Below are 13,067 nucleotides of genomic sequence, written 5' to 3'. Positions count from 1 at the left end.
TGGCTAAAAAAATTATTTTGAGTTAATGAAGGCCTGCTTGTTTTTTGCAAAATAGTCCCAGCCGGACCAGATGGTAAAGAACATCGCAACCCAAAGGGCAATCAGATCAAACGGAATTGAAACCATTTCAAAAATAATATTATGTAAAAGCAGTGAAGAAATGGCCACAATTTGAGCCCATGTTTTGATTTTGCCTAGCTGATTCGCTGCGACTACTTCTCCTTCCCCCGCCAGAACAAGCCTTAAACCTGTTACGGCAAATTCACGGCTAATGATAATAATCACAATCCAGGATGGAGCCAGCTCAAGATCAACAAGGACAATCAATGCTGCAGAGACAAGGAGCTTGTCTGCAAGCGGATCAAGAAACTTACCTAAATTTGTAACCAGATTGTATTTGCGGGCAAAATAGCCATCAACCCAATCGGTAACTGAAGCAATGATAAAGATAAGAGCTCCAATCAGGTGGGTTACCGGCATTTCCGCTCCAAGGAATTCTATATTTCCCCACGAAAAAGGAACAAGCATTACGAGCAGAAATACGGGTATCATCATGATACGTGACACTGTAATTTTATTTGGCAGATTCATGTTTTACCTCCAAGTATAGTAAATGAAGCTTCTTGCAGAAAAAGGTGTCAGACATTCGCTGCAAACCTTTTAATGATAATTTTTACATAAAAAGCGAAAATAGTCATCTAAAGAAGATGACTATTCGGTCTTCGGCGCGTACTTAATGGTTATATCCTGCTTGACGGATTGTGAAGGCGGCACCTTATACTCAATTTTTTCGCCGTTTACATAGATTTCAGTTTGAGTCGAATTTCCGACTACAATAGAAGCTTCTGTTTCCTTTGAAAAGTCTACCTTCTGGCTTTTCGTGCCATCAGCTGTCAGCATTCCCTGGTAGAAGGAATTTCCTTTGCCGTTTTTGATATTCACCCAAGTTTCTCCTGTAGACACAACTTCCAGTTCAAACTTGTCCGCATTTTTCAATTCATAAACCGTTCCATTTCCGCTGGATTGCACCACAGCAACCTCCTGCTTTGGCGCTTCCTCGGCTTCTTGATCCTCGGCAGTTTCCTCAGCAGAGTCTTTGTCAGCAGATTCTTCTTTCTCTCCTGCTGATTCATCTTTATCATTTTCATCTTTTTTACTATCTGAAAGGTTTTCAGACTCTTCTATGACCGTCTGCCCATCTGTCCGATCAGATGGCTGCTCTTCATTATCCGCCTGATCTTTGGCACCCAGGAAATTATAAAGGACTGCGATGAGACCAATTATAAAGACACCAATAAGTACCTTTGGGAGAATATCGAATACCTTTGAAGTCCTGCCAGAAAGATCTTTTCTGGATTGAACACGGGATAGCTTTTCCGGAATATCATCATTCATCTGTGCCGGAATGTCATTTTTATACTGCTCGAAAATTTCTTCAGGCTCAATTCCCACCGCTTCAGCATACTGCTTTATAAATGCCCTGACATAAAACTTCCCGGGCATCATGCTATAATCGCCCTCTTCAATACCCATCAAATAGCGCTTTTGTATTTTTGTGACCTTTTGCAGATCGTCAAGGCTCATATCCTTAGCCAGCCGCGCTTCTTTTAAACGATTTCCTAGTTCTGTCAATTTACAACACCTTCCAACTTACTAAAAATCAAAGCCTCCAAAATCAGATTCAGAGAACATACTGTTTTTCTCTACTACATCATAAGTAATCTCTTCCTCAGGATCGTGTCGGAGCTCAATAATATAATCGAAATCATTAAGGGAGTATTCAGTGTTTTGCACAAAGATATCCGGATGCTCTACTACCTTTACTGCAGGAAGGCGCATAATTTCCCGCACAAGCTGCCAGTGACGTTCATTTGCACGTCGGGTTGAGACAATTCCGTCTATTATGAACAAATTGTTTTCATTATATTCATCCTCGATCAGCTGGTTGCGTATCGTCTGCTTTAGCAGAGTGGATGAAACAAATAGCCATCGTTTGTTGGCACAAACACTTGAGGCCACAATGGATTCAGTTTTTCCAACCCTTGGCATTCCCCTGATCCCTATAAGCTTGTGCCCTTCCTGTTTAAATAATTCCGCCATGAAGTCGACTAATAAACCAAGCTCGTCCCTGACGAACCTGAACGTTTTCTTGTCGTCGGCATCCCTTTGAATGTATCTTCCATGGCGCACAGCAAGACGGTCTCTAAGTTTAGGCTCCCGGAGCTTAATCACTTTAATTGTATCCATAGTATTTAAAATCGATTTTAAGCGTTCAATCTGTTCGTGGTCTTTAGCCAGAATCAGCAATCCTCTTCGGCCTTCATCCACACCATTGATGGTAACGATATTTATGGAAAGCATACCCAGCAGGGAAGAAATGTCACCAAGCAAGCCGGGACGATTCTTTTGGATTTCATATTCCAAATACCATTCTGTTTTCTCCACCGGAAAACCTCCTCCTGCATGATGCGCGGCTCATTGCGCATTTTATATGTATATGTATATCTTTTATTAATGTAAATTTTTATTAAACCTACCCTGAATTTTCATCTAGATTCTATAATATATGATTTTTTACCAATATGAAAGGAAAAACCCGTCTGGCTGTGGAGGAAATTCTTTTTGGGGAAAACGAAAAGAGAGGATTTCCTCTCTTTTCGCTGATTTACATTAAATTCTTATTGAGAGCCGTCGTTTTGAACAAGCTTTACCATCATATTTGCAATGGCATGCTGCTCATCCGGGCTTGCTACAGACCAAAGATCAGCCAGGATTTTTTCCTGGTCATTCTTCGGCTCCACTTGCTTGGCTAAATAATCGCCGATTTGGTAAGCAAGGTCATTTACAGTTTCCTTATTCATTCCCTGGTTCTGTCCCTGATGAAGACGATCTCCAAGGAAGTCTTTCCACTGCTGCCAGTTATCTAGTACAGACATAATTATTGCCTCCTTTAAATGTTGTACAATTATATTGTGCTTAGGGGCTGAATAAAATATGCATGCACTAATACACATGAACAAAAAATATGTGAAACTTCAATGAACGATAGGCAGTTACGTATACCAGCCGCCATTTACAGCCAAGACCTGTCCGGTAATATACGAGGCCCTTTCTGAAAGAAGGAAGGAAACGGAGTTGGCAATGTCAGCAGGCAAGGCAAGCCTGCCCATAGGAATATCGCTTTTTACGGCATCCAACTCCTCTTCAGTAAAATCATTCAGCATAGCTGTCTCGACTGCACCTGGGGCAACCGCATTAACCCTCACTCCGCTTAGGGCAACTTCCTTGCTTAAAGCTTTTGCAAAAGCAATTTGGGCGCCCTTAGCTGCCGAGTAAGCAACTTCACAAGCAGCACCCGTCTGGCCCCATATAGAGGAAATAACTATGACATTCCCGCTGCCCTTTGAAATAAGTTTTGGCAGAAGCTCTTTGGTCAGCAGAAGAGGTGAGGTCACATGAAGGTTCATCAGCGCCTCAGTTTCCGCTTCCGGCAATTCCGTCAGAAGTCCGTATTGTGCTGACCCGCTATTATGGATAATGGCATCAAGCGAAAAGATATTTGGTATAATTTTTTTATAGCCGCCTTGTACAGACAGGTCTGCCTGGATTGGAATATATTCTCCATCAAAGGCCTGCAGGCGGTCCAGCAGATTGTTTATACTTCGCTTATTTTGATTGTAATGCAAATAGAGCGAATAGCCTTCCTCCGCCAGTTTAATGCTGATTTCCTGGCCGATTCCTCCGCTCGCTCCAGTTATTAACGCAAATTTCCTCATTTCATACACTCCCGAAAAAAGCAAAGCGCCTTTTATGGCGCTCTGCTGAAACAGCTTTTTATTTTTTAGGCACAACCTGACAAACCGTAAATCGTTCTTCGCTAATCAAATGACCAGCCGCATTTTCCACATCCTCAAGTGTGATGCTTTCAAGCGTCGGCACAACATCAAACAAATCCATTTCATTAAAAGCATACCGGGTAAATTGATTGGCTATATACTCAGGTGAATTGACAGCACGCAGGAATGCACCTATTTTCTTCTTTTTTGTCCGATCAAGTGTTTCCTGTGAAATAGCTCCCTTTTCCCTTGCATCCAGCAGCATCTTTTGCAATGTATCAGCTAAACGGTCAGGATCATTTGTGTCCCCGCCGACCATGGCAAATCCAAAGCCCTGTTCCTGTGTATAATCAAAGGAGAATGTGTCATCAATTAACCCTTCATTATACAGTGAGCTGTAGTGCTCAGAGCTTTTACCGAATAAGATATCCAGCAGCACATTCAGACTCAGTTCATTTTTGAGCATTTCTTTGCCGGACTGATTTGCATTACTGCTCTTTATCCCAACAAGACACTTTGAGGTCTGAACATTCATCTCAAGAACCTTTTTCTTTTCGGCCGCTTCAGCAGGCTCTTCTTCGAATTGGCGTTTAATTTCCGGCATCTCTTTATAATCCTTCTTGCTTTGATTCGTTCGAACCTGAGACATAATCTGATCCGGATCAACGGGTCCAACGATGAACAGCAGCATGTTGCTTGGGTGGTAGAAGGTTTCATAGCATTCATACAGCATATCTTTTGTAATATGGGAAATGGACTCGATCGTACCTGCTATATCGATTTTAACCGGGTGGTTTTTATACATATTTTCGATCAGTCCAAAATATAAGCGCCAGTCAGGATTGTCATCATACATGGTGATTTCCTGGCCGATGATGCCTTTCTCTTTTTCAACAGTCTTTTCTGTAAAATAAGGGTCCTGCACAAAATCAATCAGAGTCTCAAGGTTCAACTCTACGTTCGATGTGCTGGAGAATAAATAAGCAGTCCTCGTAAAAGAAGTAAATGCATTGGCTGATGCTCCCTGCTTGCTGAATTGCTGGAATACATCTCCGTCTTCTTTTTCAAAAAGCTTGTGCTCCAAAAAATGGGCAATCCCATCAGGAACATTTACAAAATCATCTTTCCCGAAGGGCAGGAAATGATTGTCGATCGAACCATATTTCGTTGTAAACGTGGCATAGGTCTTGTTAAATCCCTTTTTCGGCAAAACATATACATCCAGCCCATTTTCAAGGTTTTCATAATACAGCTCTTCCTGAAGCTGGTCAAAAGTGATTTTTTCCATTACTTGCCCGCCTCCTTTCCTGTCAGGAAATACACTGTATCCAAACTGACCTTCTTAGCTGTTTCGGCAATTTCCTCTTTAGTTACCTTATCCATTTCATCCATCCAGGTTTGAAGCGTAATTTCTTTGCCTGACACAACATTATGATAGAGGACTTCGACAATCCCGCGGGCTGTATCAACAGTCTCCAAAAGCTGATTTTTTATGACAGCTTTGGTCTGCTCCATTTCCTGTTCCGTAAAGTCCCCGTTTTTCATGGCTTCCAGCTGTTCTTTAATAATATTAACTGCCTGGTCATAATTACTATTATCGATCCCCGACATAACCATCATTAAGCCTTTATGGCTTTCAAGGCGGCTGGCTACATAGTATGCGAGACTGGCTTTTTCGCGGACATTCAAGAACAATTTTGAGTGTGAAAAGCCTCCAAAAATTCCATTGAATACCTGCAGGGCATAATAATCAGAATCACCGTAAACGACTTTTGTCCGATAGCCGATATTTAGTTTCCCCTGCTTCACATCCTGTTCTTCCCTGACTTCGTTAACAGATTCTCTGATTCTTCCTCCAGATGCCGGCGCTGCCTGCGGGGTTCTTTCCTCTAAAGATAAAAGCTCCCTTGCGTAGGATTCGGCATCTGCCTCATCCACATCACCTATTACATATAAATCAAGTTCATCCTGCGCCATTGCCTGCTGATAATATTCATATAGACTTTCAGGCGTAATTTTATCCACATCTTCTTTCTCGCCATGCACATGGAGCGCATAAGGCTCATCCTTGCACATTTCCTGTACCAGCCGAAAATTGGAATAGCGCATTTTATCATCATAAACGGATTGAATCCGCTGTTTCAGCGTCCTTTTTTCTTTTTCAACCGTATCCTGGTCAAAAGCTCCACCTTGCACATTTGGCTTAGTCAGGATCTCCGATAAAAATTGGAACGCTTTTTTCAATAGAGGCGTTGGGTCTGAAAGAAACTTCTCATTTGCAATTTCAACAGAAATGGTAATGACATGATACTCACCCTTTTTCGCCAAATCGACAAAAAGAGTTGCACCATATAATTCATCTAGATAAGAGCGCAGCTTTCCGGTTGCAGGGTATGACGAACTGCTGCTTTGCAGGACATGCGGCAATAAAGATCTTAATGTAACAGTATCCTTTTCAAGCGGAGCTTTCATTTTCCAGACCAGTGTATTGGTTTTATATTTCTCTGTTTTAACTACATGAAGCTTAAAGCCATTCATGGCTTTTACGGATTCAGAGATTACAGCCATTTCTTTTCCTCCTGTCGGTTGATGAGTCCAAAGTACGGTCAGTATTAAGAATAGGGATCAACACCTATATGTAAACACTTTGCTGCTATCTTCTATAATATCCTTTGTATTAAATCATATTCTTACTATACCTTGCCCTATTTCTTTATTTCAAGTTATTGGCTGTCTTGGAAGGTTATAGAACAAAATAAAAACCCCTTTTAGGGGTTAGCTTACAAAGACTGACTTAAGTTTAGTATCATGATTATTCATCACTTTTCCGCATTCAAAATGCACCTGGTTTTTCCCGGTATTCTTCGCCTGATACAGATACTAAACGATTCACTATTCCATCGTAAAGTGCCGGAAAGTACCGGCAAATAAAACAACAAAGCCGCAGCGGCCAAAAAAAGCCAGCGCAAATAGGAAAAAATCTTTTCTGTTTCATAATCATCTATATATAAGGAAAAACGCATAATCAAACCTCTAATCTCTTATCTAATTAACAAAATATTAACACATTTACCTCAATGAATCACAAATTAAAATAGGATAAGATTTGCGCTGAAAAAAGCCCCATTTCTAAATGAAATGAGGCTTTGCTGTTTAGCGCTTTCCTTTTATATATGGAGTACCAGATGCTTTTGGAGCATCGGCGCGTCCTATGAAACCAGTCAATGCCAGAATCGTTAAAACATATGGTGCTATGAGAAGATATACATTTGGAATATTCTCAAGGAATGGAAGGCTCGAGCCGATGATACTCAAGCTTTGCGCAAACCCAAAGAATAAAGCCGCCCCCATAACACCAAGCGGATGCCATTTACCAAAGATCAATGCTGCCAATGCCATAAATCCCTGGCCGCTGATCGTTGCATGGCCGAAATCTGAAGAAATGGATTGTGCATACACACCGCCGCCGATTCCTGCTAGGGCACCGGAGATTAATACCCCAATGTATCTCATTCGGGTAACATTAATACCCATTGTATCTGCAGCCATTGGGTGTTCACCAACCGCTCTCAGCCTTAGCCCGAATGGAGTTTTAAACATCACAAACCAGGCAAGAAATGCCACGGCAATCGCTGCAAATGAAGTATAGTATGTGTTTGAGAAAAACAGTTTTCCTATTACGGGTATATCGCTCAAAAATGGTATATCCACCTTGCTGAACCCTTTTTGAATAATATCCGTCTGGCCTTTTCCATAAATGAATTTAACCAGGAACAGTGCAGCTCCAATTGCCAGAAGGTTAATCGCAACACCTGAGACTACCTGGTCTGCTCTAAACGTAATGGAAGCAACAGCATGCAGGATGGATAAAAGTGCTCCTACAACCATAGCTGCCAATAATGCTACCCATGGGGTCATGCTGCCAAATACATCTACGAACGTAAGGTTAAAGACTATGGCAGTGAATGCTCCAATTACCATCAAGCCTTCTAAACCAATATTTACAACACCGGAGCTTTCTGAAAAGTTTCCGCCCAAACCAGTGAAAATAAGCGGGGCTGCCCAAAGCAATGTTGATGGAATAATAATTAATAGGATCTCCATTAAGCCCACTTACTTCACCCCCTTTTTGCTGATACGGTCAATAAAGATGCGAATCATATAGCTTGCTGCAACAAAGAACACAATAAGAGCAATGATAATATCCACCAGTTCATTTGGAACTCCAGCTTCAAGCGGCATGTTTAAGGCGCCGACCTTCAAGCTTCCGAATAGCAATGCTGCAAAAATAATTCCGATTGGACCGTTACCGCCCAGAAGGGCAACCGCAATACCATCAAACCCTACTCCGGTAAATCCGCCTTTGATGGCTGCGTATCCGAATGTACCCAAAGCTTCCATCGCACCTGCAAGACCAGCAAATGCTCCTGAGATTACCATTGAAAGAATAATGTTTTTGCTGACGCTCATGCCTGCATATTCAGATGCATGCTGGTTAAAGCCTACAGAGCGCAATTCGTATCCCTTTGATGTTTTTTCTAATAGGAACCACATTATAAACACACAAGCTAAAGCAATTAAAATTCCCCAGTGCAGACGGGAATAGTCAGTTAAGCCCTCAAGAAATGGGGAACGCAGTGATGCAGAGTCTGCAATCATCTCCGTACGGTCACTTTTTTCTGAAAGGACCGTACGGATTATATAGTTCGTTACATGCAATGCCACATAGTTCATCATGATCGTGACAATTACTTCATGGACTTTAAACTTGGCTTTCAGCAATCCCGGAATAAATGCCCATAGTGCACCCGCTGCTGCAGCTGCAAGAACAGCCAGCGGCAGATGGATGAACTTTGGAAGTTCAAATGCAACCCCTACCCAAACAGCAGCAAGCCATCCGACGATTAGCTGCCCTTCAACACCGATGTTAAATAAGCCTGTACGGAAAGCAAATGCAACTGCCAATCCGGCAAGAATATAAGGTGTGACCTGTCTGACGACTTCACCAGTGTAGTAGATTTCTCCAAAAGCACCGTTCCATAGGGCATTAAATGCAGATCCGGCATTATACCCTGTTGCTATCATTATGATTGTACCTACTAATACGCCGAGCAGAACGGCAACTAGAGGCACGACAATATTCTTCATGCGATTAGACATGGTTTTCGCCACCCGCTTCCTTCCGTTTAGAACCGGCCATCAATAAACCTAATTCTTGTTCAGTTGTTTGTTTCGGGTCAACTACTGCTACAATTTCACCCTCATAAATAACAGCAATACGGTCGCTGACATTCATGATTTCATCCAATTCAAATGAAATAAGCAGCACAGCTTTCCCCTGGTCACGCTGTTCAATCAGACGCTTGTGAATGTATTCAATTGCTCCGACATCCAATCCGCGTGTCGGCTGAGCAGCGATCAGGAGATCTGGATTGCGGTCAATTTCACGTCCGATTATGGCTTTCTGCTGGTTACCTCCGGAAAGTGCCCTAGCAAGTGTATATTCACTTGGGGTTCTGACGTCGAATTCTTTAATCAGCTTTGTTGCTTTGCTGTAGATTTCTTTAAAGTTCAGAACACCTTTTTTAGAGAATGGAGCTTTGTAATAGGTTTGCAGAACCATATTCTCTCCAATTGGAAAATCAAGTACAAGTCCATGCTTATGACGGTCCTGAGGGATATGCCCTACGCCCGTCTCCGTTACTTTTCGCGGAGACATATTAATAATTTCTTTGCCATTCAATTTAATTGAACCGCTTTCAGACTTCCTCAAACCTGTAATAGCTTCTATTAACTCAGACTGTCCATTTCCATCTACACCGGCAATACCGACAATTTCCCCGGCCCGTACATTAAGGTTAAGCTTATTAACCACGCCAAGCCCCCGGGAATCTTTTACATTTAAATCCTGAATTTCAAGCACTTGCTCCTGTGGCTTCGATTCTGTTTTATCCGTTTTAAAAGTAACTTCTCTTCCCACCATTAAACTGGCAAGTTCATTAGGATTCGTCTCGCTGACATTAACCGTACCGATGCCGACCCCTTTGCGGATGACCGTTACTCGATCACAAACTTCCATTATTTCCTTCAGCTTGTGGGTGATTAAAATAATAGATTTGCCTTCCTGGATTAAGGTTTTCATGATCTGAATAAGCTCTTTAATTTCCTGTGGAGTAAGAACTGCAGTAGGCTCATCAAAAATAAGGATTTCTGCTCCCCGATAAAGGGTCTTTAAAATCTCTACCCTCTGCTGCATTCCTACAGAAATATCTGAAATTTTCGCCTGCGGGTCAACAGCAAGTCCATATCGCTCAGAAATTTCCCTGACTTCCTTCTCAGCCTTTTTAATATCTATTTTTCCGCCTTTAGTCGTTTCTTTTCCTAGAATAATATTTTCAGTGACGGTGAAACGGTCTACTAGCATGAAATGCTGGTGGACCATCCCGATGCCCAAGTCGTTTGCTATATTTGGATCGGTGATGCGCACCGGTTTTCCTTTAACTTTTATTTCACCCTTTTCAGGCTGATATAAGCCAAAAAGGACGTTCATTAATGTTGATTTGCCCGCACCGTTTTCGCCAAGCAGCGCATGAATTTCACCTGGTTTCAGCTGAAGTGTGATATTATCATTTGCAACGATTCCAGGAAACTCCTTGCGGATGTTGAGCATTTCAATTACATAATCCATTTGTTTCACTCCTTGCTCAAAATATATGGAAATCATTAGTAGTAAGAGGTCAGACCTTGGCAATTCTTAGAAAAACCTGGCCAAAATGCCAAGCTCATCTTAATGAATAGAAAAATATGATTATTGCATTAAAAATCTAAGTGAAATACAGAATTTTTTCTGTCCTTCAATTAAACTTTTAATTTTTAAAAAAGGAATAAGAGGCCGCAGTGCAACCTGCTTATTCCTTGTAAGTTAATTATTCAGCTGAAAAAGAAGCCAGTTCATCTTTTGTAGATGGAACAGTCAGGTCACCATTCTTGATCTTTTCCTGCCATTCTTTAACTGCACCTTCGATTTCTGCTTTAGTAGATACTTCCGGATTGATAGTAGCAAGGCCTACACCGTCTTCAGCCAATCCGTAAGTAGTCGTTTCTCCGCCAGGGAAGCTGCCGTCTTTTGCCTTTGTAGAAAGGTCCTTAACAGCATTGTCTACACGCTTAAGTGCAGATGTAAGGATTACATTGTGCTCTTTGCCATCGATTTCAACTACACCTTCTGCTGTCTGGTCTGAGTCTACACCAATTGCCCAAAGTTCTCTTGCCGGGTCTTTCTTTTTAAGGTCACGAGCTTCCTTGAATAGACCGTTGCCTGTTCCGCCAGCAGCGTGGAAGATTACGTCTACGCCAGAAGAGTACATTTTAGAAGCAATTGTCTGACCTAATTCAGCTTTATCAAATGCTCCAGCATATTGAACTTCTACTTTAATATCAGGGTTTACCGCTTGAACACCAGCAAGGAATCCAGATTCGAATCGCTCGATAACCGGAATCTCCATTCCGCCGATGAAACCAATTTTGTTTTCTTTAGTTGCTTTTGCTGCAGCAACACCTGCAAGGAATGCAGCTTCCTGCTCTTTGAACATGATGCTTGCTACGTTTGGCTGATCAACAACCGCGTCAACGATTCCGAAATGCGCATCCTTTTGCTGCTGGGCAATCTCATTGATTGCACCTTCCATTAAGAATCCGATACCGAAAACAAGATCAAAATCTTGACGAGCTAATGTATTAAGGTTTGTAGAATAGTCAGCATCTGACTGTGATTGAAGATAGTCAAATCCGCCTTTTCCTTTTTCAAGTTCATTCTCTTCACCAAATGCCTGTAATCCTTCCCAGGCAGATTGGTTAAATGATTTATCATCTACACCGCCGACATCTGTTACCATCGCTACAGAGAATGCTTTTTCTTTTTCGTCTCCGCCAGCTGTTTCTCCGCCTTTTTCTTCACTTTTGCCGCAAGCACCCAGAATCGTTCCAGCAGCAAGAACTAAAGATAGCGCCAATCCGAATTTACGCTTTTTCAAGGTTGGTACCCCCTAAGAAATTGTTTTTGCATTAGCGGAATAATTGTGTTTTCGTATATCCCCCAAAAGCTAGATTCTCTTTCTGAGGACATGGAAACTGAACTTATCAGCTCTGAAATAATTGACCGAATAGAGAATCGGTGTATCCGCTTCATCGAAATGCATCTGCTTTAATACCAGCAATGCAGTTTCAGGGTCACATTCCAGAATAGGTGAAATTTTCTCGTGATAGCCAATAGGCTCGATTTGGGCAACAGCATAGGTGATTTTCCGGTTTGCCTCTTCTTCAAGCATGTTGAGGAGCGACTCTTGTTCGTGGGAAAATGTGTCCGGGAGAATATCCTCAGGAACTTTATCCACACAATAAACGACCGGTTCACCATTTGCAGTTCTCACCCGCTCAATCACGGCAATCTCCTGGTCTAACGAACATGAGAATCTGCGGATATCATCTTCAGTCGGTCCCATAGTTACAGAACTTAAGAAAACGGTTCCCGGCTTCATCCCTGCCTGCAAAATCATATTTGTGACACTATTAAGCTGTTCGATGCCTGATGTGAAAAGCGGCTTTGCATTGACAAAGGTGCCTACACCATGACGGCGGATAATTACGTTTTCTTCTTCAAGAATGCGCAATGCCTCCCTCAGTGTAGCTCTGCTAACACCAAGCTGTTTGGCAAGATCAAATTCAGACGGAAGTTTTTCTTTTTCTTTATAAACTCCATCTTCAATGTCTTGTTTTAATCGATCGATGACTTGCAAATATAAATGCCGGTTATCTGACTTAATAGACATGCAGGGTTCCTCCAACTTCAGTTCTCAAGACATCAGACCTCTGATGTTCAATCATTCCTACTAATCGAAAATACTATAACACTTTTTACCCAATAAAGAAATAGAAATTTATCAATTTGTCGAAAAAAGGTGAAAAGAACAAAATGTTTGTGAATCCCTCTGTACCAATTCCTTTTTTCTGGTATAATACTACTTTGAAAACGATTACATTCAAGATTTCTGCTGAAAAAGTAACTGACAATGAATCCTATTTTGTGATGAGTTGAAAGTACCATACCTCTTCATTTTATGTAAGCGTTTTTAGTAGTATGGCATATTCCCATACCTTTTTTTATTGACGTCATTTTTTTGCCCTATATCTTTCAAATACATTAAAAAATGGCCGTCCGAAGACTGGCCATTT

At 41.7% G+C, this 13,067-nt stretch carries 12 protein-coding genes; all 12 read right to left on the bottom strand.

Annotated features, from left to right (window positions below):
• Positions 1–12 precede the first annotated feature (12 nt).
• The 12 genes from pgsA to AC0VZ9_RS10370 all read right to left on the bottom strand — a co-directional run bounded on the left by pgsA (position 13) and on the right by AC0VZ9_RS10370 (position 12,664).
• Positions 13–591 (bottom strand): CDP-diacylglycerol--glycerol-3-phosphate 3-phosphatidyltransferase, encoded by a 579-nt coding sequence (pgsA, locus tag AC0VZ9_RS10425; RefSeq protein WP_009330671.1) that lies wholly within the window; start codon positions 589–591, stop codon positions 13–15.
• A 120-nt stretch (positions 592–711) separates the two neighbouring features.
• Entirely contained in the window at positions 712–1,632 is a 921-nt protein-coding gene (locus AC0VZ9_RS10420; RefSeq protein ID WP_019381798.1) for a helix-turn-helix domain-containing protein, read from the bottom strand.
• A gap of 21 nt (positions 1,633–1,653) precedes the next feature.
• Entirely contained in the window at positions 1,654–2,445 is a 792-nt protein-coding gene (locus AC0VZ9_RS10415; RefSeq protein WP_009330674.1) for a YmfK family protein, read from the bottom strand.
• Positions 2,446–2,678: 233 nt separating this feature from the next.
• Complete coding sequence (locus AC0VZ9_RS10410) at positions 2,679–2,936, bottom strand: DUF3243 domain-containing protein (RefSeq protein ID WP_009330675.1); 258 nt, start codon at positions 2,934–2,936, stop codon at positions 2,679–2,681.
• A gap of 117 nt (positions 2,937–3,053) precedes the next feature.
• The gene (ymfI, locus tag AC0VZ9_RS10405) at positions 3,054–3,776 is read right to left on the bottom strand and encodes an elongation factor P 5-aminopentanone reductase (RefSeq protein WP_475397331.1); all 723 of its coding nucleotides are present in this window, start codon (positions 3,774–3,776) and stop codon (positions 3,054–3,056) included.
• A gap of 58 nt (positions 3,777–3,834) precedes the next feature.
• A complete protein-coding gene (gene yfmH / locus AC0VZ9_RS10400) occupies positions 3,835–5,124 on the bottom strand; it encodes an EF-P 5-aminopentanol modification-associated protein YfmH (RefSeq protein WP_475397330.1) in 1,290 nt (429 codons plus the stop codon).
• Complete coding sequence (gene yfmF, locus AC0VZ9_RS10395) at positions 5,124–6,404, bottom strand: EF-P 5-aminopentanol modification-associated protein YfmF (protein ID WP_071156598.1); 1,281 nt, start codon at positions 6,402–6,404, stop codon at positions 5,124–5,126. Before yfmF ends, yfmH begins: the two co-directional genes overlap by 1 nt.
• A 585-nt stretch (positions 6,405–6,989) precedes the next feature.
• Positions 6,990–7,949, bottom strand: a complete 960-nt coding sequence (locus AC0VZ9_RS10390) for an ABC transporter permease (protein WP_009330679.1) — start codon at positions 7,947–7,949, stop codon at positions 6,990–6,992.
• Positions 7,950–8,996 (bottom strand): ABC transporter permease, encoded by a 1,047-nt coding sequence (locus tag AC0VZ9_RS10385; RefSeq protein ID WP_009330680.1) that lies wholly within the window; start codon positions 8,994–8,996, stop codon positions 7,950–7,952. It lies immediately after the preceding gene.
• Positions 8,989–10,524, bottom strand: coding sequence for an ABC transporter ATP-binding protein (locus tag AC0VZ9_RS10380; RefSeq protein ID WP_258743653.1), 1,536 nt, complete (start codon positions 10,522–10,524; stop codon positions 8,989–8,991). Before AC0VZ9_RS10380 ends, AC0VZ9_RS10385 begins: the two co-directional genes overlap by 8 nt.
• A 238-nt stretch (positions 10,525–10,762) precedes the next feature.
• Entirely contained in the window at positions 10,763–11,869 is a 1,107-nt protein-coding gene (locus tag AC0VZ9_RS10375) for a BMP family lipoprotein (RefSeq protein WP_256814681.1), read from the bottom strand.
• Between the two features lie 69 nt (positions 11,870–11,938).
• Positions 11,939–12,664 carry a GntR family transcriptional regulator gene (locus AC0VZ9_RS10370; protein ID WP_009330683.1) on the bottom strand — a complete coding sequence of 242 codons (726 nt, stop codon included), beginning with the start codon at positions 12,662–12,664 and terminating at the stop codon, positions 11,939–11,941.
• Positions 12,665–13,067: the final 403 nt, after the last annotated feature.

The organism is Cytobacillus sp. QJM3NY_8 (genome assembly GCF_056173585.1).
This window is presented reverse-complemented; position numbering and strand designations above follow the sequence as displayed.

What these genes read in the sequence shown, in the direction of transcription:
- pgsA (WP_009330671.1), bottom strand. Translation starts at nt 591, where the DNA reads ATGAATCTGCCAAATAAAATTACAGTGTCACGTATCATGATGATACCC.
- AC0VZ9_RS10410 (WP_009330675.1), bottom strand. Translation starts at nt 2,936, where the DNA reads ATGTCTGTACTAGATAACTGGCAGCAGTGGAAAGACTTCCTTGGAGAT.
- ymfI (WP_475397331.1), bottom strand. Translation starts at nt 3,776, where the DNA reads ATGAGGAAATTTGCGTTAATAACTGGAGCGAGCGGAGGAATCGGCCAG.
- yfmH (WP_475397330.1), bottom strand. Translation starts at nt 5,124, where the DNA reads ATGGAAAAAATCACTTTTGACCAGCTTCAGGAAGAGCTGTATTATGAA.
- yfmF (WP_071156598.1), bottom strand. Translation starts at nt 6,404, where the DNA reads ATGGCTGTAATCTCTGAATCCGTAAAAGCCATGAATGGCTTTAAGCTT.
- AC0VZ9_RS10385 (WP_009330680.1), bottom strand. Translation starts at nt 8,996, where the DNA reads ATGTCTAATCGCATGAAGAATATTGTCGTGCCTCTAGTTGCCGTTCTG.
- AC0VZ9_RS10380 (WP_258743653.1), bottom strand. Translation starts at nt 10,524, where the DNA reads ATGGATTATGTAATTGAAATGCTCAACATCCGCAAGGAGTTTCCTGGA.
- AC0VZ9_RS10370 (WP_009330683.1), bottom strand. Translation starts at nt 12,664, where the DNA reads ATGTCTATTAAGTCAGATAACCGGCATTTATATTTGCAAGTCATCGAT.